This window comes from Pseudomonas sp. Fl5BN2 (assembly GCF_009908205.1).
GTDB lineage: Bacteria > Pseudomonadota > Gammaproteobacteria > Pseudomonadales > Pseudomonadaceae > Aquipseudomonas.
Genome location: NZ_JAAARL010000001.1, coordinates 154,614 through 180,003, shown reverse-complemented (window position 1 = coordinate 180,003; position 25,390 = coordinate 154,614). Strand labels below are relative to the sequence as shown.

Sequence of the window (25,390 nt, the reverse complement as noted above, 5' to 3'; positions counted from 1 at the left end):
CTCACAAAAAAACCAGCAGCGGCGAGCGCTGGCTTGCCGACGAACGTCGTCTTCACAGCTTCAACAGCGGCTCCTGGAACCGCAACAACCGGCCGGCATTGCCCAGCACCAGCAAAGTGCTGAGGTTGTGCAACACCGCAGCGATCATCGCCCCCGCCGCTCCCAGCCAGCCAAAGGCGGCAAAGGCGACAATGGCCAGGGTCCAGCCCAGGCCGATGATCACGTTGACCTGCAAGGTACGCCGGCATTCACGACTCAAGCGCACGCAGGTTCCCAAGCGCCGCAGGTCGCTGCCGATAAGCACCACATCGGCCGAAGCCAGGGCGATATCCGCGCCACCGGCGCCCATCGCGACGCCCACCACCCCAGCCTTGAGCGCCAGGGAATCGTTGATGCCGTCTCCCACCACCATCGGCCGGAAGCCCTTGTCGATTTCCCCCAGCACCCGCTGAAGCTTGTCTTCCGGCAAGGCCTGGGCCTCGACATCGCTGATGCCCACTTCCTGCGCCAGACTGTCCGCGACACTTTGCCGGTCGCCGGTCAGCAGCAACTGGCGACCCAGCCCCAGCTCACGCAATTCCTCCAGCGCTTGCTGGGCTTCGGGTTTGACGCTGTCCGCCAGCAACAGCCAGCCGAGGAACTCGCCATTGAGCGCCAGGCCGGCAATCGGCCCGTCATGCCCCGGGACAGGGCGGGTGTTGATTGCCAACTGGGCAAACAACTCCGGACGCCCTAAAGCGGCCTCGCCTTGTTCGGTACGCGCCACCACGCCGAGCCCCTGGCGCTCATGGATATCACGCAGTAACCACTGCTGATCCTGGGTCACCAGCCCGGCCAACGCTCGGCTTACCGGGTGGCTGCTAGCCGAGCCCAGGCTGGCCGCGAGGGCGAGCATCGCCCGTTGATCCTCCTGGGCAGTGTCGATGGCTTGCAGGCGCAGGGTGCCGAAAGTCAGGGTGCCGGTCTTGTCCACCACCAATGAAGTCAGGTCCGCCAACTCTTCGAGAAACGCCGAACTGCGGATCAGGATGCCGTGGCGCGCCGCTACGGCGATCCCGGCAATCGCCGTGGCCGGTGCCGACAACACCAGGGCGCAGGGACAGGCCGCCACCAGCACGGCAAGCATGGCCTGGGCATCATTGGTGATGAACCAGGTCACCGCCGCCAACAACAGCACCAGCACCAGATAGCTGCCGGCGTAACGCTCCAGCAGACGGGTGATGGGCGGCTTGGCCCGTTCGGCGCTTTGCATCAGGGCGATCACCTTACCCAGGGTCGACTCTTCGCCGGTACGAGTCACCTCCAGGCGCAACAGGCCGTCGAGATTGATCGCCCCGCCGAACACCTGCATGCCCACCGCGGCTTCCAGGGGCACCGACTCACCGGTGATCGGCGCGGTATCCAGGCTCGCCTGGCCGGACACCACCACACCATCGGCGGGCACCCGGTCACCGGCGCGAACCTCCACCAGGTCCCCGGCCTTGAGGGTGGCATTGTCCACCTCCAGCACACTGCCATCGGCCTGGACCCGACGCGCCTGACTGCGGGTCAAACGGCCCAGGGCATCAATGGCTTCCTGGGAGCCGATCACACTGCGCTCCTCCAGCACATGGCCGAAGATCATGATGATCGGCAGCAAGGCGGCGGTCAGCAGATCACCGGTGGCCCAGGCACCGAGCATGGCCAGGGCAATCAGTTGATCGGTGATGCCGTGCAGGCTCGGATAACGCAGGCTGAACCAGGCCGAGCGCATCACCGGCACGGCCACCAGCAGCGAGGCGACACCCAGCAACAATTGACTGACGCCAACCTGCTCCGGGGCCAACCAGCGCCACACCAGCCCAAGCCCCAGCAACCCCAGGGCCAGCATCGCCAGGGTCAACTGACGCGCAGCACTGCGTTGCTCGGTCGAAGTCAGCATGCTGACCGGGGCCGTCCCTTGGCGAGAAACTGTCATTGTTCGGCTCCCTGAATGATCAGGCGGGAATCGTCTTTGGGATTGACCGTAGTCACCGAGCCGGCCTGGCCGAGAATCTTCGGCAAACGCTCGCGGTAGATACGCAAGAGCATTTGCGGATCGGTACCGTTGCGTTGCGCCTGGGCCAGGCTCTGTACGGTGGCGGTCTGGGCCTGGGCCAAGGCTAGACGCTCACTGGCTTGGGCATGAGCCACTTGCAGGCTGTGGTCAGCTTGTTGATTGGCACCCTGGGTGAGTTTCTCAGCCTCGGTGCGGGCATTGGCCACGGCCTTGTCGGCTTGCTGGCTGGCGGTCAGTACCGCGTTGAAGGCGCTCACCGCCGGGCCGGGCAGGCTCGATTGCACATCCACCCGTGTTACCTCGACCCCAATGCCCTGACCACTGGCAGTCAGCTGCGCCAGGCGCTGATTGATGCTTTGCAGCAGATCACCACGCAAACGCTCACGACGTTCAGCGGCCTGATTGTCGCTGCCGATCAACTCCGGACGTGCCACCAGGATGGTGTCCAGATCCCGGGCCGCAGTCAGTGCTAGCGCGCTGCGGGTCACCAAGCGGTCGAGGGCCGGCAGCACATGCTCGCCCTGCAAGACATAAGCGTAGGGTTCACTGACCTTGTAGAACACCCGTACATCGAGTTGCACGACACCGGCATCACCGGTGAGCAAATAACCCGATCCGGCCAGGGCATCACTCAAGGGCGTGGCCAGGCTCGCCAGCCGATCGCCCTCCAAGGCCGCGTCGGAACGCAGCAGACCTTCAACCCGACGCTCCAAAACCCGGTCTGCAGCAGGCAGCAATATCACTTGCTCAAAGGGACGGGGCCAGGCCAACAACAACCCGGCATTCTGCACCCGTTGCAGCGCGCCAAAGTGCAAAACCAGCGCCCGGTCTTGCGGATCGATCTGCCGCACATTGGACACCGCCCAAGCCAGCGCAGCCAGCACGGTTACCGCATACAGCGCGATAAACGCCAGGCGCCCGGCCTGAATCCACGGGCTGCCCAGCTCATTTGTTCCACGTGGAACCTTATTCATGGCTGCGATCCAGGCGCTTTATTGGGCAAGCTCGGCGGGCCATCCACCAGCACCCGGAACGGCGCCGCATCGGTGCGCAGGATCAGTTTGGTGCCCGGTGTCACCACCGTCTCCAGAGTGTCGAGGGAGCGCAGCAGGTTATACAGCTGCGGTGAACTGGCGTAGGCACGACCATAAATCTGCGCCGCTTCAACCCGGGATTGCGCCTCGATATCTGCCGCTTTCACCGTGGCATTGGCCTGGACTATCCGCGCGTCGCGCTCGGCGGCGGAGCGGATCTGTGCCGCTTCACGCTTGCCGATGGCCGTGCGCTCAGTGGCGATGGTTTCTCGCTCGGCGCGCATCCGATCCACGGTTGCGGTCAGGGTCACCGAGGGCAGGGTCAAGCGCTCGATGCCAACCTGTACCACTTGCACTCCGTAAGTGGAGAGCAGTTGTTGATCGATCTGTTTGCGCAGCTGCGCTTCAAAGTCGGCGATCCGGACCTTGCCGGCATCGGTATTCACCAGATCCGCCAGATCGAAACTACTGGCGGTGGTTTCCAGCGCCGAGCCGACAAAGGTGCGGATCTGCCGCGCCGCTTCATCGGGCTGGTTCTGCACCGCTCGCATGAAACGCTGCACGTTGTCTGGGTCGCCCTGCACTCGCCAGGCGACGTAGGCCTGAACGATGATGCGCAGACCGTCGCGGGTGCCCACGTCCTGCAAACCGCTGGAAGTGGTGCGCAAACGCAGATCCACCGGGATCGCCGCTTCGAAAGGCGCCGGCCAGCGCCAACTCAATCCTGGTTCCAGCAGCACTCGCGCCGGATTGCCGAAGCGAGTGATCACCGTCGCCTCTCCGGAGCGCACTTGCACCAGACTGGCGGCCGCCACGGCAAACAGCACCAGCACCACTGCCCAGCCCATGCGCCGCCAGGGAAAAGGCCCCGCCTCGCCCGGAGCACCATGATGATGGTGGTGATGCCCATGATGGTGATGATGGCCATGGTCGTGAGCGGCGTGATCGTGAGGATGGGAAGACTGGCTCAATGGTCGGCTCCTGGCTGAGCGGCTTTACGCGGCGCCACTGGGTCGGCCGGTAAGGTAAACGTACGCAGATCGAGGGTCGGCGCACTGTCGCCCCCCAGACGATGATCAAGAATCAGCAATTTGGCCTGGCTCAGGCCCTGGCTCAGCTGACTCAGGTATTGCTCAAGGACAAATGCCTGCCCCGCGCCGGCGTAGGCCTTCTGCTCGGCGGCAAACCGCAGGTCGGCGGCCTGGGCCGTGGCCTGGAGTTGATGGGCATCGGCGCGCGCCTTGTCGTTGACCACACTGGCCTGCAACTGCGCCTGGTTGGTCTGTTCGGCAGCCGCGCCGCGCTCCCGGGAAATCAGCGCCTGGGCAGCAATCTGCGCCGCCTGCACGCCGTGATAAGCATTGGCCGCACCGGCCGGCGGGTGAATGGCCTCGACCACCGTCGCAAGAATTTCCACCCCACTGTCGAGCTTGCCCAGGTCAGCCTGCACCGCTCGGCCAATGTCATCCGCCAGGCGGGTGCGGTCTTCGCCCAGCAGGCCATCGAGGGTTCGCGAGGCAAAATCGTGTACCAGTACCCGGCTGGCGGTACTGCGAATCAACGTCGGCACATCGTTGCTGTTATAGGTTGCTGCCAAGGCTGCGGCATCATCCAGGCCGATGCGGTAGACGAAGCGCACGTCCATGTTGACGATCTGGAAGCTCTGCTGCTGAGCGTTGCCGCTGGCAATCACCTGGGATTTGTCATTCACATGGCTGGCATCCCACAGGCGATTGGCGATCTGTGGCGCCGGCCCTTCGGCCGCAGCCAACTGCACCGGTTGCGGGGTATCGCCCACGCTAGTGGCCAGTTCATGGACCACGCCGTTTTCAACGCTCAGCACCCGCCCCAAAGGCCAGGGCAGGCCCACGTGCAACCCTGGGCCGAAGACTTCCACAGGCTTGCCAAAACGCTCGTAAATACCGCGATTCTGCAGCGAAATCTCATGAACACCGGTCAACAGCCAACCCACCAGCAGCACCAGGGCCAGCACGGGCAGAAAGGCCCGGCGCATGTAGGCAAAGGCCCAGATCTGCCGCAGATCGATGCCAAAACGGTTGTGTAACTCATGCTGCAGGCTGAGCAGCGGCTGCGGTGGCCAGCGCAGCATATCGGCGACAAAGCTGTGGGCCAGCAAACGCGGCTCCAGTTGTTCGCGTTGGGGGCTGAACAGTGACAACAGAGCCCGCAACAACAGCTCACCCGCCACCAGAACCGGCAGCAAGCCCATCAACACCGCCAAGCGTGCCGGCCAGAGTGCCGTGTCACTGCTGAATAACAGGCACAGCGCACTCACCAGCAAACAAACAATGGATACCCGCAACAGTTGCGCCAGGGCGCCGGCTTCCGGCCATTCCCCTGAGTGTTCCTGGGCCAGCTGCCGCTCCAGTACCAGCAGGGCAAAAGCCAGCAGCAAGGCCAGCACCGCAAACACACTGGCACTCAAGCCAAGGCCGGTGGCGGGCAACGACAGGTTGAAGACCTGCACGCCGCAATAAAGGATCAGCAGCGACCAGCCGGCGAGCCACAGGGTCGGCGCACCTATCTGCTGCAACAAACGACGCCAGCGCACAGCCAGAACAGCCGAGAGACGCCCGAGAGGCTCACCCCCAGGCTCATCCATCACCTGGGGCGCTACTGCGGGCGGCGGATTGATTGCCGCTTCCCGCCAGCGGCTGACCCAGCAGGCCGATTGCAGGCCCGCCACCGCTACCAACAGCGCACAGGACAGGTTCACCAGAATCACCGGCCAGATCGTCAGCGCAGCGAACAAATCGACGAACACCGACGACACCAGCCCCAGCACCGCCAGGCCAAACAATGCAGTGCCCCAGCGCTGCAAACGCCCAGCGTGGAACGCCGCCTGCTGGAACCGTGGCAAGGCGGCCACTTCGGCCCCCTGCGTCTCAAGATCGACTTGCATACCACCCCGCCGCTCTAGTCCGGCCTCGGGGATAGATCCCGGGCCGAAGAAATCCAAAACAATTCGTTACTGTATAACGATTCGAGTGAAATTTTTGTCGCGCGCCATGCCTTTTCATCTATTACGTGCGTCGAACACCCAGAGACCGCTGTTTGATCGTGCATAAACTTCTGATGTCAGCCCCCTGGCATTTAAGGCAATAATCCAACCCTGCCTACCGCGTGCGACAAGGAACCGTCCCATCATGCTCTCGATCTACCAGCTCAAACCGCGCTTTCAAAACTTGCTGCGGCCGTTGGTGCAGCGCTTGTACGACAACGGCACCACAGCCAATCAGATCACTGTATTGGCCGCCGTCATCTCGTTGCTGGTGGGCGCGTTGATCGCCCTGTTTGCCAGCCACACCTGGCTCTTCGCCCTGATTCCCCTGTGGATGATCCTGCGCATGGCGCTGAACGCCATCGACGGCATGCTGGCCCGGGAATTCGGCCAGCAGTCGCGCTTGGGTGCCTACCTCAACGAGCTCTGCGACGTGGTCGCCGACAGCGCCCTGATCTTGCCTTTCGCCCTGCTGCCCGACGTCAGCCTGCTGCTGGTGCTGGCGGTGACCCTGCTGGCGCTGTTCAGCGAATATGCCGGCGTGCTCGGGCCGATGATCGGCGCCTCACGGCGCTACGACGGGCCCATGGGCAAAAGCGACCGCGCCTTCATCCTCGGCGTGCTGGCCACCGGCATCGCCCTGGGCTGGCTCAGTGCCCTGTGGATCAACGGTGTACTGGCACTGGTCGCCGCGCTGCTGGTCTACACCCTGATCAACCGGGTCCGCCAGGGCCTCAAAGAAGTTCAGCACAATGCTCCCTCTGCATAAGGAAATGGCTATGCGCGACGCTCAACACCAGACGTTCCGGACCCATGACGGTGTCGAACTGTTTTACCGCCACTGGCCGGCCACTGAAGTGGCCCCTGGCGAACCGCGTCAGGCGGTGATGTTGTTCCATCGCGGCCACGAGCATTCGGGGCGCATTGCACACCTGGTGGATGAGTTGAACCTGCCACAGGTCGATTTCTTTGCCTGGGACGCCCGCGGCCATGGCCAGTCGCCGGGAGCCCGGGGCGACAGCCCGAGCTTCGCCACCAGTGTGCGCGACGTGCAGACCTTCTGCGACCACTTGGCCAGCGCCCACCAGATCGATGAAGAAAACATTGCCGTGGTGGCCCAGAGCGTCGGCGCGGTGATCGCCGCCACCTGGGTGCACGACTACGCCCCGCGGATCCGCTCCCTGGTGCTGGCGTCCCCTGCCTTCAAGGTCAAGCTGTACGTGCCCTTCGCCCGCTCCGGCCTGGCCCTGATGCGGCGCTTTCGCGGCAACTTCTTCGTCAACAGCTACGTCAAGGCACGCTTCCTCAGCCACGACCCGGAACGGGTACGCAGCTACGACAGCGATCCACTGATCACCAAAGCGATTTCGGTCAACGTCCTGCTGGGCCTGTATGAAGCAGCTGACCGAGTAGTGGCCGATGCCCAAGCCATCCAGGTACCGACCCAATTGCTGATTTCCGGCGCCGACTTCGTGGTGCACCGCAAGCCCCAGGAACAGTTCTTCGAGCGCCTGGGCAGCCTGCAAAAGGAAAAACACATCCTCCCGGGCTTCTTCCACGACACCCTGGGCGAGAAGGAACGGGCCCCGGCGATTGCCAGCGCCCGCCGATTCATTCAGCAGAACTTCCTGCGCCCGCTGAACCGCCCTGCCCTGCTGGATGCCGATCGCCTGGGCGTCACCTGCGCCGAATCCGAATCCCTGGCCGCGCCATTGCCGCACAACTCCCTGCGCGACCTGTACTGGCGTGCCACTCGCGCCAGCATGCGCCTGGGCAGCCAGCTGTCGGCAGGGGTCAAGCTGGGCTTCGACACTGGTTTCGACTCCGGCAGCACCCTGGACTACGTCTACCGCAACCGCCCCACCGGGCATTCACCGTTGGGTCGGATGATCGACCAGAACTACCTGAACTCCATCGGCTGGCGCGGCATTCGCCAACGCAAGCTGCATGTGGAGGAACTGCTGCGCCTGGCCATGGAGAAACTCCGTGAACAGCACAACGAAGTGCGCATCGTCGACATCGCCGCCGGCCACGGGCGCTACATCCTCGAAGCCCTGCAAGGGGTCAGCCCGCTGCCGGAATCGATCCTGCTGCGTGACTACAGCGACATCAACGTGCGCGACGGCAGCGCCCTGATCGAGGAGAAGGGCCTGGGTGAAATCGCCCGCTTCGTCAAAGGCAACGCCTTTGATCGCGAAGACCTGGCTGCCCTCGATCCGAAACCGACCCTGGCGGTGGTGTCCGGGCTGTATGAGCTGTTCGCCGACAACCAGATGGTCGGCGGCTCCCTGGCCGGCCTGGCCAGCGCCGTGGCGCCCGGCGGTTTCCTGGTGTACACCGGCCAGCCCTGGCACCCGCAGCTGGAACTGATCGCCCGTGCCCTGACCAGCCACCGTGAAGGCCAGGCCTGGGTCATGCGTCGCCGGACCCAGGCGGAAATGGACCAGTTGGTGGAGGCCGCAGGCTTCCGCAAGATCACCATGCGGGTGGATGAATGGGGCATCTTCAGCGTGTCCCTGGCCGTACGGGTGCAATGATGGGCAATACCGGGTTGCCCCCGCGCGAACCGGGATTACTGAAACCCGCGGTGCTCTGGCTGCTGTTGCTGGCACCGCTGTTTTTCAGCACCTACGGTTTCGCCACCTGGGTTACCGCACAACGGGACGACGTCGCCAGCCTGGTCTTCGACTGGGAACGGCACATGCCGTTCTGGGCCTGGACCATCGTGCCCTACTGGTCCATCGACCTGCTCTACGGCCTGTCCCTGCTACTGCCGCGCAGCCGTGACGAGCTCAAGCGTCATGCCCTGCGCCTGCTCACCGCCCAGCTGATTGCGGTCAGTTGCTTCCTGCTCTGGCCACTGCGCTTCACCTTCCCCCGCCCGGAGCTGGACGGGGTGTTTGGCTGGCTGTTCGCGGTGTTGGCGGGCTTCGACAAGCCCTTCAACCAGGCGCCGTCGCTGCACATCGCCCTGCTGGTGGTGCTCTGGGTCTGCTACGCACGGCATACCCAGGGTTTCTGGCGCTGGCTGGTGCATGGCTGGTTCGCGTTGATCGGGGTGTCGGTGCTGAGCACCTATCAACACCACTTTATCGACGTGCCCACCGGCGCCCTGGCTGGTTGGCTGTGTGTCTGGCTGTGGCCGCTGGATCGCCCCAGCCCACTGCTCAGTGCCCATCCGGCACGCGACCCGAGACGTCGCCAACTGGCCCTGCGCTATGGCCTGGGAGCAGCGCTTTTAGCCCTGGCGGCCGGCACCTGGGGCGGCACTGGCCTGTGGCTGATCTGGCCTGCGGTGGCGCTATTGCTGGTGGCCTTGAACTACGCCTTGCTGGGCGCCGAGGGTTTCCAGAAGCGTGTGGACGGCAGCCTCAGCCCCGCCGCGCGCTGGCTGCTGGCGCCCTACCTGGCGGCGGCCTGGATCAACTCGCGGCTGTGGACAAAAAAGCACCCGCAGCCGGATCAGGTTGTGGATAACGTCTGGCTGGGACGCCTGCCAACCCCGGCAGAGCTCAAGCACAGCCCGTTTGTCGCAGTGCTCGACCTGTGCGCCGAACTGTCCCTGGACAGCCAGCAGTTGCAGGGCTATCAGAGCCTGCCGGTGCTCGACCTCTGCGCCCCCAGCCCGGAGCAGTGCCTGGCCGCGGCACAGGCCATCGAACGTCTGCGCCAGCACGGCCCCTTGCTGGTGTGCTGTGCCCTGGGTTATTCGCGCAGCGCCACGGCGATTGCCGCCTGGTTGCTGCACAGCGGCCGTGCGGCCACGGTGGACGCCGCCATCGTGCAAATCCAGCGGGCCCGTCCGCAGATTGTCCTGCAAGTGGCCCATCGCCAGGCCCTTGAGACGCTGCTCCCTGCCAAGAGGGCGGCCCATGTCCACTGAAATGCAACTGCACAGCGTCGCCAGCCTGCTGCGCCAGGGCCGGGCCCTGGATCAGTTATCCACAGGGCTGACCCTGCTCGGCGCCCTGTACGGCCTGGGCCAGTACCTGCTGGCCAGCGTCAGCCTGGGGGGCCTGCTCATCAGCGTCGCCCTGATCCTGCTGGGGCTTGTGGAAAAGTACCTGGCGCTGCGGGTGGCTTTCGATGCCGATCTGTTTCAGCGCGTGGCCGATACCCCGGCCTCCCTGGAACACAGCACCCAGGCCCTGGATCAGGCCCTGGGCGCCCTCGGCCTGATGCCTGCCGAACGTGGCGGCCGCCCCTGGAATGAACGCAGCCGCGGTGCCCTGGGCCTGCTGCGCCGTCAGGCGCTGCTGCTGGCAGCACAAGTGCTGGTGATATTGAGCTTGATCCTGGCCAGCCCCTGGCTGACCTTCGCCGGATAAGGAATGCATATGTTCGAACCCCTGGTCGCCAACCTCATCACCTCCGCCGCCCGCAGCATTACCGGCGCCCGCAGCCTGTGGCTCGGCTCGGCACCACAGGCGGTGCAGCGGATCTACTTCGCCAACCACAGCAGCCACGGCGACTTCGTGCTGCTCTGGGCCTCCCTGCCACCGGCCCTGCGCAAACTGACCCGGCCCGTGGCCGGTTCCGACTACTGGCAGAAAAGCAGCCTGCGCCGCTACATCATCAACCGGGTGTTCAACGGCGTGCTGATCGACCGCGAGCGCAAGGAGCCTGTGGATAATCCTCTGCAACCGATGCTCGACGCCCTGGAGCATGGCGACTCACTGATCATCTTCCCAGAAGGCACACGCAACCTGGAAGACGGCCTGCTGCCGTTCAAGAGTGGCATCTACCACCTGGCCAAGAGTTATCCACAGGTCGAGGTGATCCCGGTATGGATTGCCAACCTCAACCGGGTCATGCCCAAGGGCCGCTTCCTGCCCCTGCCGCTGCTGTGTACCACCAGTTTCGGTGCACCGCTGACCCTGGAAGAAGATGAAAGCAAGGAACACTTCCTCGAACGCAGCCGCGCCGCGCTGCTGGCCCTGGCCCCGGAGCACGCCTGAGATGGATAAGCAGACCCTGATGTTGTTCGGCGGCATTGGCGCCATTCTGGTGCTGGCCTCGCTGATTGGTTTCATCCTCAAGCTACGCACCCGTGGCACGCCCAATCCGGTGATCGACAACCTCAATGCGCGGATCAACGCCTGGTGGGTGATGGTGCTGGTGATCGGCATCGCCTTCTGGCTCGGCACTGCGGCGGTGATCCTGCTGTTCTACGCGGTGTCCTTCTATGCCCTGCGCGAGTTCCTGACCCTGACCCCAACCCGGCGCAGCGACTACCCGGCGCTGGTGGCGGCGTTCTACCTGGCGCTGCCGCTGCAGTACCTGCTGATCTACTCCGACTGGTACGGGCTGTTCTCGATCTTCATCCCGGTCTACGTGTTCCTGCTACTGCCGATCCTGGCGTCCCTCGGGGGCGACAGCACGCACTTCCTGGAACGCGCCTCCAAGGTCCAGTGGGGGTTGATGATCGCAGTGTTCTGCGTGTCCTTCGTCCCGGCCCTGTTGACCCTGGACATCGCCGGCTACGAAGGCCGCAACCTGCTGCTGATCGCCTACCTGGTGATCGTCGTGCAGCTCTCGGACGTGCTGCAGTACGTCTGTGGAAAACTTTTCGGCAAACGCAAGATCGCCCCCAACCTGTCGCCGTCCAAGACCGTTGAAGGGTTTGTCGGCGGCATCCTGCTGGCCTCGATGATCGGTGGGGCGTTGTTCTGGATAACCCCGTTCAACATCTGGCAGTCGTTCCTCATCGCCCTGCTGATCAACCTGCTGGGGTTTGCCGGCGGCATCGTCATGTCGGCGATCAAGCGCGATCGCGGGGTCAAGGACTGGGGGCACATGATCGAAGGCCACGGCGGCATGCTCGACCGCCTGGATTCGGTGTGTTTCGCCGCACCGATCTTCTTCCACCTGGTGCGCTACTGGTGGACTTGAGGCGCTAGCCTTCACCTCACCCCGGCAAGTGCCCCAATGGCAGGGGCCCCGGGGTTTTCACCGTGTGAATGGCGAAGTTGCTGCGGATATCGCTGACGCCGGGGATCTTCAGCAGGCAACCGGTGAGGAAACGGTCATAACCGCGCAAGTCTGGAACGACGACCTGCAGCAGGAAATCCGACTCGCCGGACACCAGGAACGCCGAGATCACCTCCGGTAACTGCAACACCGCCAGGCGAAAGGCTTCGGCCTCGGCGTCGTTGTGCCGCTCCACCTTGACCCCGACGAACACCGTCAGCCCCAACCCCACTTCATCGCGATCCAGGGTCGCCTGATAGCCACGAATCACCCCGGCCTCTTCCAGCATGCGCACCCGGCGCAGGCAGGGTGACGGTGACAGGCCGATTTCCTCTGCCAGTTGCACATTGATCAAGCGACCATCGCGCTGCAGGGCGGCGAGGATCTTGCGGTCGTAAGCGTCGAGTTTCATATTTGGCATATTCGGATGGTAGCTCTGCTAAATACTGGAAGGTTATGCCAATTTCAGCGGTCTTGCTGGCTGATTACGCAAGCACCTGCCCGGGTCTTCGGCCCTAAACTGGGCGCACCAACTCGACAACGAATGGGGTGCAAGGTGGCGCAACTGTGGATGTATTTCCTGGCGTTGGCGGTGGTCTATCTGCTGCCCGGGCCCGACATGATCCTCCTGCTGCAGACCGGTGCCCGCCAAGGCAAGGCCCAGGCGCTGGCCACCGCCCTGGGGCTAGCCGTGTCCCGCAGTTGCCACGTGGCCCTGGCCGCCTTGGGCCTGGCAGCACTGTTCAAGGCCGCACCCTGGACCTTCGACCTGGTGCGCCTGGTAGGCGCCGCCTATCTGCTATGGATCGGCATCCAGTGCCTGCGCGCGAACCTGTTGCCCAGCCTCGACAACACCGGCGCGGCGGCCACGCCGCTGCGCTGGCGCGAAGCGATCCAGCGCGGTCTGTTGACCAACCTGTTGAACCCCAAGGCGCTGCTGTTCTGCTCGGTGTTGCTGCCGCAGTTCGTCGACCCCCAGGCCGGCGCGGTGGTGCCGCAATTCGTCACCCTCGGCGTACTGCTGGTGGCGGTGGGCGGGATGTTCGACTGTTGCTACGCCCTCGCCGGTGCCGGACTGGGCCGCTGGATGCAGCGCAGCCCGTCGGCGCAACGGTTGCAACAGTGGCTGTTCGGTAGCCTGCTGATTGGCTTCGCCCTGCGCCTGACCTTTGTCCAGCAGGCCTGAGGACAAGCAAACCTGAGTGGCAAGCGCGTCCTCCTGACCACAATCAGGCGCTTTGCCGGCGGCGCCAGAACAGGTAGGCGGCAGCCAGCAGGACGACGCCGCCACCGGCAGCCGCCAGCTTGTGTCGCTCCACTGTAGAACGAGACTCAGCCAGCCACTGGGTCAGGTAGCGCTTGTTGGCGCTGCCGAAGTCCGGCTCTTCGCAGTTCATGCCGAAGTTGCCGGCCCACTCCACAAAGGGACCGTTTTCCACGTAGCGCTGGTAGTACTCGATCTCGGCATCGCTGCCGCGGGTCCAACGCGCCGCCTTGCACAGCACCGCGGCATAGGCCTGGCTGGTATGGGGCAGGAAATCCGCGGCGCGGTTGCCCAGCTCCCCGGCCACGTAGCGATAGTGGTAGCGCACATCGGGTTCGGCCGTGGTGGAGCGCTGGCGCTGCACTTCGTCGGCGCTGATCAGCGGGCCCGCCTGCACCGGCGGGATTTCCAGGCTGTAGCTGCCCCACAGGCTGTGGTAATCCGGGCCCATCTCGTAGCCGAGGATCTCCATCCCCGATGCCCGCGCCAGCTGGCCCGCCTGGTAATAGGCCTCGGCCCGCCCCGTGGGCAGCCAGGCCGACTCGGCGCTGCGCCGGTGTTCGCCATAAGCCTTGGCGATGGCCTGGCGCTCGGGGCTGTAGAAGTAGCCCCAGCCCTCTTCGTAGCGACCTTCGCGCAGCAGTCGTCGGCCCAGCAGTTCGCGCACCTGGGCGGCAATCGGCAGGCTCTCGTAGTAGGCATCGAGTTGCTTGGGGGTGGGCGGCGGCGCGGGCACCTGGGTGTCGACGAAGTGCTTGAGTTCATCCAGGGTCAGCACCCGCTCGGCCACGGTCGCCGCGTCGTGCCAGTAGATGTCGCCACTGCGGTAGAGCAGCTCGAACGCTTGCACGTAGTCACCGCGATCCAGGGCCAGCAAGGCGCTTTCGCCTTCTACCCGGCAGCCCGGCTTGAGGTCTTCATAGTTGCCGTCGTAGTCGCCACGAAAGCCCCAGCTCTCGTCCCGGGGGAAGGCCGCGGCGGCCTTGGCGTAGGCGGCTGCGGCCGCCACCTTGTCGCCGTCGCGCAGCGCCAGCTTGGCCCGCAGCCACCAGGCCAGGCCGCCGTCGCCGGCATGCTCCAGCAGTTGCTTGGTGGTGACGAAATCGCCGTTCTGGTAATTCAGCGCTGCCAGCCGATCAGCGTTGTCGAACGTGCCGGCGGTGACCTGGCTCAGCAGCTTGATCAGGTTCTGCTCGGTAGCCGGCTTCTCGCCAAAGGACCAGCCCTGGTGCGAGACCAGCGAGGCAGTGAGCAAGCGCGCCACCGCAGGCTGCTTGAGCTGTTCCAGCAGTTGCGCGTCCGACAGGCCGCCCAGCTCGCCCACCACTTGCTTCAGGGAGCTGTAGCCGACGTCCGAACCCAGCAGGTTCTGGCTGGCATACAGGTCGATGGCCTGGCTCCACTGGTTCTGGTTCTTCAGAATGCGCGCCTCTTCTCCCAGGCTGGCGATGCCCAGTTCCAGGGGGTCGCTGAAGCCATCGATGTTCAGTTGACGGGTCTGGATGAAGGCCTGGCGCGCCGCCTGCAAGGTGGCACTGCGCCCCTGCTCGTCCAGCTCGTTGGCTTGTTCACTGATGGCTTGCAGGGCCCGGCCCAGGGAATAGGCGGCCCAGGTACTGCGCAGTGCACGCTGCTCGGCGGGCAGCGCCAGCACTTTGCGGAAATACTCCGCCGCCAGCTCATGATCCCCGGCGCCGAAGGCCACGGCGCCGGCGGTGTAGAGGTTGATCTCCGGCGGCAGGCTGGCCCCTTGTTGTTCCGCTACGTGTCCGTCGTTGAGCTTGCGCAGCTGGCCGACCAGGGCTTTCTGAGCCTCGTTCAGCCCTTGCTGTTCCGCTGAGTTTCGCTCTTGCACCTCGTAGCTTTCAGGCAGGTTGTAATCACGGCTGAAGGTATTCTCGGCCACGGGCTTGAGCCCGGCTATGGCCTTTCCCAGCCGGCTGACTTCGAACCGGAAACTGCCTTCAGGCAACTGCGCCAGGGTCTGCGAGCGATCTTCCAGCAGGCGCATGGGAAAGGTCGGACCGCAGGCCAGGGCCGGGGCCAAGGGCAGGCACAGGCTCAGGCACAGCAGGTAGCGGGATCTAGGGACGAACATGTGCAGCTCCTTGGTCAATTTTTGTACAGCGAGCCCAGCCCACGGCCCGGATGCCGCCCGCCGCCAAGCGGCCGGTCTGCTGGCGGGTCAACAGCAATTGGCCGTCACGCAATTGGGCGGTGTAGCCGCCGAGCCCGTCAAATCCGTCACATTGGGCAACGGCCAGGGTCAGTTGTTCAGGTAACGGCCGATCGAGGTTGCCCGAGTTGCTCAAGCTGATGTCGAAGAGGCCGTCCTGCTCCTGCAGGGCCACCGTCAAGCGGCTGTCGAGAGTGTCGCCACGGGCTACTGCGCGCAGGGTGTCGAGGCTCCAGGCCCGTACATCGCCCTTGAGAGGCAAGCGAAACCAGATCAGGCCAGCCAGGTGCGGCGGCGGCTCATGGCGCAGGGTCTTGGCCAGTTGGCTCAGTTGCTCGGGGTCGGCCATCAACTCCTGGCGCTGACCGCGGCGTGCAATCGGCGCTTCGCTTTCCACCACGGGCACACCCTGGGCACCGGGCAGCAACGCCACGCCGTAGGCAGGCAATGCCAGGTAGAACGGTTTGTCGCTGATCTTCGCCCAGCGCCTGGCCCATTGTTCAGCCTGCCCGGGATCGAACAGGCCGCGCCGTGGATCGCTCACCGCGTGCACCTGGAGCACGCTGCTGTCGACCTGGGCCAACAGCCCGGGCAGTTCGCGGCTGTCGAGCCAGGACGGCAGCGCAGTAATGCTCAGGGCCAGGTTCACCGGCAGCACCGCTCGCAATCGCTGTAGCAGCTCGGCGTAAGCCGGCAACCGTGCAGTGCCGGCATCGTGGTCGATCTCGATACCGGCGAGGGTCAGCCCCTGCCCTTGCCAGTCGACCAGCAGTTGCTGCACTTGGCGGATGATCTCGGCCTGATCCAGGGACGGCAGTTGGCCATCCAGGCGGACCACCGCGATCAGCGGGCGCCCGTCCTGCTTGAGCAGGCCTGCGTCGATCCGCGCGCGGTTCCAGCCGGCCTGTGGAAAAGCTTGCAGCGCCAGGACCCGGAGGCAGGAGAAATCCTCTCGGGAAGCGGCCAGGGCTTCGGCGTGGGCGGGAGTCCACTGGCGCTGCCAGATATAGAGTTGTTGGTCGAGGGGCGGCGCGTCTTCGTTACGGCAGGCATTGAGCAGCAGTGCGCAGAACAATAAGGCGAGGAGGCGCAGCGAGACCCGGGGGAGCATGAATCGTTGATTCCCTTTAACGCAAAAAGGCCCTGTGTTGCCGCAGAAAGAGCTGGCGCCAACGCTCACCCAGATCGTGCCAGCCTACGCAGGGGCGGGGCTGGCGGCAATCGCTGGCTGGGACTTTTTTCTCCGTCCTACAGGTCCAGTACCAAGGGCTGCGAATGTTTATCCACAGCCGCGGGCAACGCACAGCAAATCAGTACCTGCCCGGCTTCTGGCAATTGCGGCGGCACCTGTGGATAACTGACCTGGCCGCTGAGCAGCCGAGTCTGACAGGTGCCACAAGAACCGCCCCGGCAACTGAACTCCGGACGCAGGCCAGCGCTTTCCGCCAGCTGTAGCAGGCTGCCGCTGCCGGGATGCCAGGACAGCTCCTTGCCCGCCCGCTGGAAACGCACCGCCACTGCCTGGGTGGCGGCCGGCGGTTGCATGAACGGCACAGCCTGGGGGTCGGGCTGGCGGCGCAAGGTCGAGGGACCGAACGTTTCGGCGTGGATCTGCCCGTCGCGGAGGTCCAGGGCCCGCAGGCTGTCGTACAGGTCCTGGGTAAAGGCGCCGGGACCACAGAGAACAAAATCCGCGGAATCAAAATCCAGCTCCAGCTGTGCAAACAGCAGTTGCACATCAATCCGTCCGCACTGATCGAAGCCCGCCCCCGGTTGTACTCCTGCTTCCGGCTGACTGAGCAGGCGCAGCACCTGCAAGGAGTCTCCTGCCTGCACCTGCAAGGCTTGCAGCTCGGCAGCGAAGGGCTGCTCGGCGAGGCTGCGCGAACTCTGGATCAACCAGGTGGGCCGGCTGCGGCGGGTGCGCAAGCCCTGGTAAAGCACCTCCCGTAGCATCGACAGTAGAGGCGTAATGCCCACTCCGGCCGCCAGCAGTACCAGCGGCCGTGCAGCTAGAGGATCAGCGCTGAAGTGGCCTTGGGGCGGCCGCGCCTGCAGCAGGTCGCCGACCTTGACCTGCTGGTGCAGGTAGCTGGAAACCAACCCTTCACGCTTGACGCTGATCCGCAGGAAACCATCAGAAGGCGCACTGGACAGGCTGTAGGTGCGAATGAGTGGTTGGCCTTCGATCAGCACCCGCAGTGGCAGATGCTGGCCGGGCAAAAAGCTCGGCACGCCCGCATCATCGGCCGGCTCCAGGTAGAACGAGCGAATGCTGCGGCTCTCGTCCTCGATACGCACCACCCGTAACGGTCGCCATTGCTGGCCCAGGGTTGCCGCTCGCAACCGCGCCTCGGCTTGCTGCCAATTGCCGGTCAACAGGCTGTTCGGGGAAAAGGCCTGCAACTGCCAGCGCAGGGACAGGGCCGCGGGCCGCCGCACCAGTTGTTCCACGGTAAAGCGCCACAGCCGCTCGGCGCCCTGGAAAGCGCTGATCAGCGGCCCATCGAGAATGATCTCGGTGCGACCGCTGAGCTGCAGCAACTCGCCACTGTGAAAGTCGATGAACAGCAAGCCCGCCCGAGGATTGAGCAGCAGGTTGCCCAGGGTATTGAAATACAGGTTGCCGGCGAAGTCCGGGATGGTCAGGCAATTGCCCTCGACCCGGACGAAACCGGCCTGCCCACCACGGTGGGACACGTCCACCGAACGCTGGCCTTCCAGGTCGACGTAGCTGGCAACAAAGAAGGTGTCGGCAGCGCGGATCAGGCTCTGCGCCGCCTCGTCCAGATCCCGCCGATGCTCGGCCGGGCGACTGGCGGGATCGCTCAAGGGTACCTGTTGCAACGCTCGCAGCTGGATGTACTGCGGGCAATTGCCGAAGGACTGTTGCACGCTCACGCTGAAACCGTCCCGGTCCAGGGTACTGATCCTTCCATTGAGACGGTTGCGCCGCCGGGTATGCAGTTCGATACCCAACAGGCCCAGTGCCGCGCCCTCGTGCAATGGCAACGGATCGTCGACCGCCGGCAGGCTGTCCAGGCGCAACAAGGTGGCCTGGGGCGCCTGGGCGAAACCGGGCGGGCCTTCGAGAATGCTCGCCCAGGGATCACCGTTGGCATCCACTGCGCCCACCAGGATGAACGGCAGCTGCCCGTAGAACTGCCGGTGCTGGTCGGGCATGGCCTGGCGGATGACTTTGCCGCCGAAGCTGTGCATGCGCTCGGCCACCCCGGCCTGGGCCTGCAATTGCCGCTCGCCGGCATGCCAAGGTGAATTCGAACTCATGTCGTCGCCTCCACAGGATGGCGCCTCAGGCGCTTTTCAAACCCGCCGCGGTGGACGGCATGGGGACAAAGCCGGGCAAGGCTTCGATCCGCTCCAGCCAGGCCCGCACGTGGGGGTAGTCGGCCAGTGACACGTTGCCCTCCGGGGCGTGGGCGATATAGCTGTAGCCGGCAATGTCGGCGATGGTCGGCTGCTGGCCCACCAGGAATGGCCGGCCCGCCAACTCCTGATCCATGACCTTGAGCAAGGCGTGGGAGCGGGCGATGACCTCTTCGGCATTGAAAGGCGCGCCAAATACCGTGATCAGCCGCGCTGCGGCCGGACCAAAGGCAATCGGCCCCGCTGCCACGGACAACCAGCGCTGCACCTGGGCCGCTCCCACCGGGTCGGTGGGCAGCCAGCGACCGCGGCCGTAGCGTTGCGCCAGGTACACCAGGATCGCGTTGGAATCCGCCACCACCACGCCCTGATCATCAATTACCGGCACTTGGCCAAAGGGGTTGAGGGCAAGGAAGTCGGCCTGCTTGTGGGCACCCGTGACCAGGTCGACAAAGATGGTTTCGGTAGGCAGGTCCAGCAGGGACAACATCAGCTCCACGCGATGGGCATGCCCGGAACGGGGAAAGTTGTAGAACTTGATGGGAAGCAGCGACATGGTCGACTCCGCAGGCAGCAGCGCGGTCCAAGTACCACGCGGGGAGGCCTATCTTCGTCCCTGGGGAAAAACAACAGAATCACCAGAAATCGCAATCCATCATTTCATCCAGCGCAATAAACCTGATCAAGGATTGAGCGCTGGATGTTCCCGCAGGGCCTGCACGGCGAAGTCGACAAAGCTGCGCACCCGCGCCGGCGCCTTGCGCCCACCCTGGTACACCACGTGGATCGGCAGGGGCGGCAGTTCGAAGGCTTGGAGAACAATTTCCAATTGGCCCGCCGCAACCTTGTCGGCGACCTGATAGGACAGCACCCGAGTCAGGCCCAGCCCCAGGCAGGCAGCACTGATGGCCGCCTGGTTGGCACTGACCAGCAAACGCGGTTCAGGACGAATGCTCAGGGCACGACCGGCATCATTGAATTGCCAGTTGCGCGCCTGGCCGATGGACGACGGCGCGATCACCGGCGCCTGCCGCAAGTCATCGGGGTGTTGCGGGCGACCCTGGGCGGCCAGAAATTCCGGCGCAGCGCAGACCACCCGGCGCACCTCGCCAACACGGATACCGTGCTGGCCACTGTCGGGCAACTCGCCAATCCGCACGGCCACATCGATGCCCTCCTCCACCATGCTCGCGACCCGGTCCACCAGCAGCGCGTTGACGCTGACCTGTGGATAACGTTGCAGGTAGCGCACCAGCAACGGCGTGACGAACAGCTCGCCAAACAGCACCGGAGCGGTCAGGGTCAGTTGGCCCCGGGGCTGGGCGTGAATGCCGGCGGCCGAGGCTTCGGCGTCCTGGACCTCGGCGAGAATGCGTCGGCAGTCTTCCAGGAAGCGTTGCCCGGCTTCGCTCAGGTGCACGCTGCGGGTGGTACGAATCAACAGCTGGGTGCCGATCCGTTGCTCCAGGGCGGCGACGGCCCGGGTGACGCTGGCCGCCGACAGGTTCAGGCGGCGCGCGGCGGCAGCGAAGCCCTGTTCCTGAGCCACGCAGACGAACACCTGCATTTCCTGAAATCTATCCATGAACCTGCTGCCGATGGCTTGAAGAGTGGCTGGCAGCCGAGGTTACAGGCTGCCTTCGACATCCTCCAGGCTGAAGGTCTCGCTGTTGTCGTCGTAGGAGAAAATCTCCGCGTAACGGCCCCAACTGATCACCGACTCCAGGGTTTCCTCCACCGCCGAGTCGTTCAGCGAATCCTCCAGTTCCTGCTCGAAACGCACCCGTGGCGCCCAATGCCCGCGGCGCTCCTGCAACACGCCGCGAATCCGTGCAGCCAGGGGTACATAGCGGATCAGATGCTCGGCAGACCAGCCTTACCGACTTTTCAGGTGGACTTCTTCGAGTGCGGCCGTTGGGGTGTCTGTGTCAACTCTACGAAAGGGTTCCTGTGCTCATGGCTTGGTTGCGACGCTGGCGGGGGGGTTGGATAATGCCGCCGCGGAATTTCCGCCGAATTGAATTAGAGTTCATATGTTCACCCCCGTCATTCTGGCCGGTGGCAGCGGTTCGCAGCTGTGGCCGCTGTCTCGCCAGAATTATCCCAAGCAGTTCCTTGCACTGGACGGCAAGAGCCTTGGCACGATGTTCCAGCGCACGCTTTCGCGCCTCGACAGCCTGGAGCTTTCGGCCCCGCTGGTGGTGAGCAACGAGGAATATCGCTTCATCGTCGCCGAGCAGTTGCGCCAAGAGCGGCGCAACAGTCGCCGGATCATCCTCGAACCAATGGCGCGTAATACCGCACCGACCATTGCGTTGGCCGCCCTGGAGGCACAGCGTGATGGTGACGATACATTGCTGCTGGTATTGGCAGCCGATCACTTCATCGAAGATCAGGCCGCGCTCTGCCGCGCAGTCGAAGTTGCCGCACTGCATGCCAGTGAAGGCAAGCTGGTCACATTCGGCATCAAGCCGGTGCGCGCGGAAACCGGTTTTGGCTACATCCGTTGTGGTGAGTCCACCGGCAAGGGTGGGCAGCAGCTCCTGGCCTTTCGCGAAAAGCCTTCCCAGGAGGTGGCCGAGGAATACCTGGCCAGCGGCCAATACCTATGGAATAGCGGCATGTTCATGTTCCGTGCCTCGCGCGTCCTCGCAGAACTCAAACGGCTGCGGCCGGAGATGCTCGACAACTGCCACCACGCCATGCTCCATGCGCAGGAGGACCACTATTTCCTGCATGTGCAGGCCGAGCCATTCGCCTCTTGTGAAGCCGAGTCGGTCGACTATGCGGTGATGGAACATACCGTGGATGCGGTGGTGGTACCGCTGGACGCGGGCTGGAGCGACCTTGGCAGCTGGGCGTCGATCTGGGAAGTCGGCCAGCATGATGCCGCCGACAATTGCATCGAGGGCGATGTACTGGCCTTCGCCACCAGCAACAGCCTGATCCAATCGAACCATCGCCTGGTAGCGACGATCGGTGTCGAGGATCTGGTGGTCATCGAGACCAAGGACGCCGTGCTGGTTGCGCGCAAAAGTGACTGCCAGCAAGTCGGCGAAGTGGTCAGACAATTGCAGACCGATCGGCGCAGTGAGTATGTCAGCCACTCACTGGTCAACCGGCCTTGGGGCCACTACGACACCATCGACCGTGGCGAGCGTTATCAGGTCAAGCGTATTACCGTGCAGCCTGGCGAAAGCCTGTCGCTGCAGTTGCACTACCACCGCGCCGAGCACTGGGTAGTAGTAACGGGGACTGCCAAAGTAGTGTGCGGCGACACCGAGATGTTCCTCACCGAAAACCAGTCGACCTACATTCCACTGGGGGTCAAGCATTCGCTGTCCAACCCGGGCAAGGTACCGTTAGAACTGATCGAAGTGCAGTCTGGGCCCTACTTGGGTGAAGACGACATCGTGCGTTTCGAGGACCGCTATTTGCGAGATATCCTAGAGTCGTGACCAACCAACACTAGCCCTGTTAGTTGAGTGATAAAATTATATTACCAATTGTAACACTGGGGCTTGTAATCCAAACCAGACGATCTCTGTAAGATATTTCCTACCATTGAACGCGATTAATCGTGTAGGATTAATTCTTTTTTGGCAGGCCGGAGCTGAGCGTTGAGCTGGCAACAAGGAAGTAAACGTATCTGGCCGATAGTGCAGATATCGATGGAACGTGCACGGCTCGGATTGAAATCGGAAACCACAAGAACCCGTCTAGGACTTGCTTGGTGGGTTCTTGAGCCGCTTCTTCTACTGAGTATCTACTACACCGTCTTCGGCCACCTGTTACGAATTCAGGTGGAGAACTTTGCCGTCTTTCTTATTATCGGTGTCACCTTTTGGACTTGGTTCAACAAGAGCGTGATGAACTGTACCGATGCTATATACGAGAAGAAGCATATTCTCGAGCATTGTCGGGTCGAGCCCCTTATTTTCCCCCTAACTTCAATATTCAAGGACCTAGTGAAAGAGTCACTAGTAGTTGCCTTGTTATTGCTGCTTTTATGCGCCATCGGCACCACGCCTAGTTGGCTCTGGCTGTATGTGCCGCTGATTGCCCTCGTGCAGTTGATCATCACTGCCGCCGTGGGGGTATTGGTTGCGGGGCTTATTCCGTTCATGCCGGACCTGCGCATTCTTATTTCCACAGGCCTGCAATTCCTGATGTTTGCCTCCGGAGTGTTTTACAACAAGGCCAATATCCCGCAAGAGCTGGGCTTCCTGCTCGACATCAATCCGCTCGCCGCGCTGATTTCCATGTACCGCGATGTACTGATGTATGGCCGTGCGCCGGTGCTGGTCGATCTGCTGACGTTACTGGGCGGTGCAGTGCTGCTGTTCACGCTGGCCGTCCTGTTTCTGTCCCGGAACAAGAACGCCTACGCCATGGCGCTGAGCAAATGATGATGCCCGCCGCGCTGACGGCCGAATCCGTTTCGCTGACGTTCCGCAATGGTCTGCGCCTTTTGTCGAGGAACTCGACCACGGTGCTGCACGATCTGTCCTTTGCCATCGCCCAGGGCGAGACGTTCGGCGTGGTGGGTGGCAACGGCGCAGGAAAGAGCACGCTGCTCAAGGTACTGGCCGGTATCTATCAGCCGACCCGCGGGCGCCTGGTCCAGTCGGTCTCCAGCGTCTCGCTGCTGAACCTGCAACTGGGCTTCGACGAGAACCTCGACGCTCGCGACAACATTGTCCTCAGCGGCATGCTGATGAGTCAGAGCCGCAAGCGCATGCGTGAGGTGAGCGACGAGATCCTCGACTACGCCGAGTTGCATGCCAGCGCCAACGTCCCGGTACGCAGCTATTCCACTGGCATGAAGGCACGCCTGGGTTTTGCCATTTCCAAGTATTCGCGCCCGGACGTGATCCTGCTGGATGAAGTGCTCAGTGTCGGTGATGGCCACTTCCGTGAGAAGGCCGAGGCCACCATGCGAGAAATGATGATGGGCCACCAGACCGTCGTCTTCGTCTCGCACGATTCACAACGAATCAGGGAGCTGTGCAGTCGCGTGTGCTGGCTCAAGGACGGACGGGTGCAGATGATCGGCCCGACCAATGACGTTATAGACGCGTACGACGAGTACCTCGTACACAAGTGAAGGAAAAGCAGATGCTCAACATAGTCGTTCCCATGGCAGGCGCCGGCAGCCGCTTCGCAGTTGCGGGCTACGCCGATCCGAAACCGCTGATTCCGGTGCACTCGGTACCGATGATCAAAGTGGTCATCGACAATCTCACGCCGGTCTGCGAGCACCGCTTCATCTTCATTTGCCAGGCTGCTCACGTCGAAGCCTACAGCCTGAAGGACAAACTCCAGGCATGGGCGCCAGGTTGCGCCATCGTCGAGCTGAACGGCCTCACCGAGGGCGCTGCCTGCACCGTATATGCGGCCAAGGAGCTGATCGACTCCGATGCGCCGGTGATGATCGCCAACAGCGACCAGTACGTCGATGTCGACATCAACGTCTACCTGGACGCCATGCAGGCGCAGGACGCCGATGGCCTGATCATGACCATGAAGGCTAACGACCCCAAGTGGTCCTTCGTCGGCTTTGCCGATGATGGTCGCATCAACCGCGTGGTCGAGAAGGAAGTGATTTCCGATGAGGCCACGGTGGGCATCTACAACTTCCGCAGTGGGCGTCAACTGATCGCCGCCATCGAATCGATGTTCGACAAGGACCTCAGGGTCAATGGCGAGTTCTATGTCGCTCCGGCCTACAACGAAATGATCGAGGACCAGGCCCGAGTCATCCACTACAGCATCGGCTCCGAAGGCGCTGGCATGTACGGCCTGGGCATTCCCGCAGACCTGGAACTGTTCCTCAACTTGCCGGTCAGCCGCGCAGCCTGCGCAGGACGCTGATCCACAATGCAGATCATCAGTCACCGCGGTTACTGGCTGGAAAAGCCCGAACGCAACCTGAAAGTCGCCTTCGAGCGCTCCTTCGACCTGGGCTTCGGCACGGAAACCGATGTACGCGACGTTGCCGGGCGCCTAGTCATTTCCCACGACATGCCGGACGGCAGCGAAATGTCTCTGGACGACCTGCTGACGATCATGGCCGGTCGCAACCTGCCGCTGGCAATCAACATCAAGGCTGACGGCCTCTGTGCCCCGCTGAAGGCCACCTTCGAAGCACACGGTCACAGCAACTGGTTCGTTTTCGACATGGCCGTGCCCGACATGCGCAGCTACCTCGCTGGCAGTGTGTGCACCTACACCCGCCAGAGCGAGGTCGAGCCCGTACCTGCATGGCTGAACGAGGCCGATGGTATCTGGCTGGATAGCTTCGCTGCCGAATGGTACTCGAGCCCCCAGCTCGCCGAGCTGCTGGGGCTAGGCAAGCAGGTCTGCGTGGTATCCCCGGAACTGCATGGCCGTGACTACCTGCCTTTGTGGCAACTGCTCAGCGAGTTCCAGAGCGACGCCAACCTGACGTTGTGTACTGATCTGCCCGAGGCAGCTCGCTCTTTCTTCAAGGAATGAC

General features: G+C 63.5%; 22 protein-coding genes and 1 pseudogene. 12 read left to right on the top strand and 11 right to left on the bottom strand.

From position 1 onward, the window contains the following. Positions 1–52: 52 nt before the first annotated feature. From GV819_RS00900 to hflK (GV819_RS00885), 4 genes are read right to left on the bottom strand one after another with little or no spacing between them, the layout of a single operon-like run. Positions 53–1,957 carry a heavy metal translocating P-type ATPase gene (locus GV819_RS00900; RefSeq protein WP_161752599.1) on the bottom strand — a complete coding sequence of 635 codons (1,905 nt, stop codon included), beginning with the start codon at positions 1,955–1,957 and terminating at the stop codon, positions 53–55. Beyond that, positions 1,954–3,012: a protease modulator HflK gene (hflK, locus tag GV819_RS00895; protein WP_161752597.1), complete on the bottom strand. Its 1,059-nt coding sequence runs from the start codon at positions 3,010–3,012 to the stop codon at positions 1,954–1,956. Before hflK (GV819_RS00895) ends, GV819_RS00900 begins: the two co-directional genes overlap by 4 nt. Then, the gene (gene hflC / locus GV819_RS00890; protein ID WP_161752595.1) at positions 3,009–4,043 is read right to left on the bottom strand and encodes a protease modulator HflC; all 1,035 of its coding nucleotides are present in this window, start codon (positions 4,041–4,043) and stop codon (positions 3,009–3,011) included. Before hflC ends, hflK (GV819_RS00895) begins: the two co-directional genes overlap by 4 nt. Then, positions 4,040–5,995 carry a protease modulator HflK gene (gene hflK, locus GV819_RS00885; RefSeq protein WP_161752593.1) on the bottom strand — a complete coding sequence of 652 codons (1,956 nt, stop codon included), beginning with the start codon at positions 5,993–5,995 and terminating at the stop codon, positions 4,040–4,042. The genes hflC and hflK (GV819_RS00885) overlap by 4 nt, the downstream gene beginning before the upstream one ends. 244 nt (positions 5,996–6,239) lie before the next feature. Here hflK (GV819_RS00885) and GV819_RS00880 point away from each other — a divergent pair, with 244 nt between their 5' ends. The 6 genes from GV819_RS00880 to GV819_RS00855 are packed head-to-tail and all read left to right on the top strand — an operon-like array spanning position 6,240 to position 11,986. Beyond that, complete coding sequence (locus tag GV819_RS00880) at positions 6,240–6,863, top strand: CDP-alcohol phosphatidyltransferase family protein (protein WP_161752591.1); 624 nt, start codon at positions 6,240–6,242, stop codon at positions 6,861–6,863. 10 nt (positions 6,864–6,873) lie between these two features. Then, positions 6,874–8,631 carry a bifunctional alpha/beta hydrolase/class I SAM-dependent methyltransferase gene (locus GV819_RS00875; RefSeq protein WP_161752589.1) on the top strand — a complete coding sequence of 586 codons (1,758 nt, stop codon included), beginning with the start codon at positions 6,874–6,876 and terminating at the stop codon, positions 8,629–8,631. After that, positions 8,631–9,977: a phosphatase PAP2/dual specificity phosphatase family protein gene (locus GV819_RS00870; RefSeq protein ID WP_161752587.1), complete on the top strand. Its 1,347-nt coding sequence runs from the start codon at positions 8,631–8,633 to the stop codon at positions 9,975–9,977. Before GV819_RS00875 ends, GV819_RS00870 begins: the two co-directional genes overlap by 1 nt. Continuing rightward, positions 9,967–10,422 carry a hypothetical protein gene (locus GV819_RS00865; protein WP_161752585.1) on the top strand — a complete coding sequence of 152 codons (456 nt, stop codon included), beginning with the start codon at positions 9,967–9,969 and terminating at the stop codon, positions 10,420–10,422. The genes GV819_RS00870 and GV819_RS00865 overlap by 11 nt, the downstream gene beginning before the upstream one ends. Before the next feature lie 9 nt (positions 10,423–10,431). Further along, on the top strand, positions 10,432–11,052 hold the full coding sequence (locus GV819_RS00860; RefSeq protein ID WP_161752583.1) for a lysophospholipid acyltransferase family protein: 621 nt from the start codon (positions 10,432–10,434) through the stop codon (positions 11,050–11,052). A gap of 1 nt (position 11,053) precedes the next feature. Next, positions 11,054–11,986, top strand: a complete 933-nt coding sequence (locus GV819_RS00855; RefSeq protein WP_161752581.1) for a phosphatidate cytidylyltransferase — start codon at positions 11,054–11,056, stop codon at positions 11,984–11,986. 16 nt (positions 11,987–12,002) lie between these two features. On the opposite strand, the gene GV819_RS00850 is transcribed toward GV819_RS00855, so the two are convergent. Beyond that, positions 12,003–12,476, bottom strand: coding sequence for an Lrp/AsnC family transcriptional regulator (locus GV819_RS00850; RefSeq protein ID WP_161752579.1), 474 nt, complete (start codon positions 12,474–12,476; stop codon positions 12,003–12,005). Positions 12,477–12,608: 132 nt separating this feature from the next. On the opposite strand from GV819_RS00850, the gene GV819_RS00845 reads away from it, so the two are divergent. Then, positions 12,609–13,250: a LysE family translocator gene (locus GV819_RS00845; RefSeq protein ID WP_178125906.1), complete on the top strand. Its 642-nt coding sequence runs from the start codon at positions 12,609–12,611 to the stop codon at positions 13,248–13,250. 43 nt (positions 13,251–13,293) lie between these two features. On the opposite strand, the gene GV819_RS00840 is transcribed toward GV819_RS00845, so the two are convergent. From GV819_RS00840 to GV819_RS00815, 6 genes and pseudogenes are all read right to left on the bottom strand, one after another. Next, entirely contained in the window at positions 13,294–15,426 is a 2,133-nt protein-coding gene (locus GV819_RS00840) for a hypothetical protein (protein WP_161752575.1), read from the bottom strand. After that, positions 15,413–16,615, bottom strand: a complete 1,203-nt coding sequence (locus GV819_RS00835; RefSeq protein WP_161752573.1) for a DUF3142 domain-containing protein — start codon at positions 16,613–16,615, stop codon at positions 15,413–15,415. Before GV819_RS00835 ends, GV819_RS00840 begins: the two co-directional genes overlap by 14 nt. 137 nt (positions 16,616–16,752) lie before the next feature. Beyond that, the gene (locus GV819_RS00830; protein ID WP_161752571.1) at positions 16,753–18,792 is read right to left on the bottom strand and encodes an FAD-binding oxidoreductase; all 2,040 of its coding nucleotides are present in this window, start codon (positions 18,790–18,792) and stop codon (positions 16,753–16,755) included. Between the two features lie 25 nt (positions 18,793–18,817). Beyond that, positions 18,818–19,447, bottom strand: a complete 630-nt coding sequence (locus GV819_RS00825) for a glutathione S-transferase (protein ID WP_161752569.1) — start codon at positions 19,445–19,447, stop codon at positions 18,818–18,820. A 126-nt stretch (positions 19,448–19,573) separates the two neighbouring features. Beyond that, positions 19,574–20,476, bottom strand: a complete 903-nt coding sequence (locus GV819_RS00820) for a LysR family transcriptional regulator (protein ID WP_161752568.1) — start codon at positions 20,474–20,476, stop codon at positions 19,574–19,576. Positions 20,477–20,518: 42 nt separating this feature from the next. Then, positions 20,519–20,758, bottom strand: a pseudogene (locus tag GV819_RS00815) (AAA-associated domain-containing protein); the annotation flags it as partial. Positions 20,759–20,924: 166 nt separating this feature from the next. On the opposite strand from GV819_RS00815, the gene GV819_RS00810 reads away from it, so the two are divergent. From GV819_RS00810 to GV819_RS00790, 5 genes are all read left to right on the top strand, one after another. After that, a complete protein-coding gene (locus GV819_RS00810) occupies positions 20,925–22,349 on the top strand; it encodes a mannose-1-phosphate guanylyltransferase/mannose-6-phosphate isomerase (RefSeq protein WP_161752566.1) in 1,425 nt (474 codons plus the stop codon). A gap of 162 nt (positions 22,350–22,511) precedes the next feature. Then, complete coding sequence (locus tag GV819_RS00805; protein ID WP_161752564.1) at positions 22,512–23,300, top strand: ABC transporter permease; 789 nt, start codon at positions 22,512–22,514, stop codon at positions 23,298–23,300. Beyond that, on the top strand, positions 23,297–23,998 hold the full coding sequence (locus tag GV819_RS00800; protein ID WP_161752562.1) for an ABC transporter ATP-binding protein: 702 nt from the start codon (positions 23,297–23,299) through the stop codon (positions 23,996–23,998). The genes GV819_RS00805 and GV819_RS00800 overlap by 4 nt, the downstream gene beginning before the upstream one ends. An 11-nt stretch (positions 23,999–24,009) precedes the next feature. Continuing rightward, the gene (locus GV819_RS00795) at positions 24,010–24,765 is read left to right on the top strand and encodes a glycosyltransferase family 2 protein (RefSeq protein WP_161752561.1); all 756 of its coding nucleotides are present in this window, start codon (positions 24,010–24,012) and stop codon (positions 24,763–24,765) included. Between the two features lie 6 nt (positions 24,766–24,771). Further along, on the top strand, positions 24,772–25,389 hold the full coding sequence (locus GV819_RS00790; RefSeq protein ID WP_161752560.1) for a phosphodiesterase: 618 nt from the start codon (positions 24,772–24,774) through the stop codon (positions 25,387–25,389). The last annotated feature ends 1 nt before the right edge of the window (position 25,390 follow it).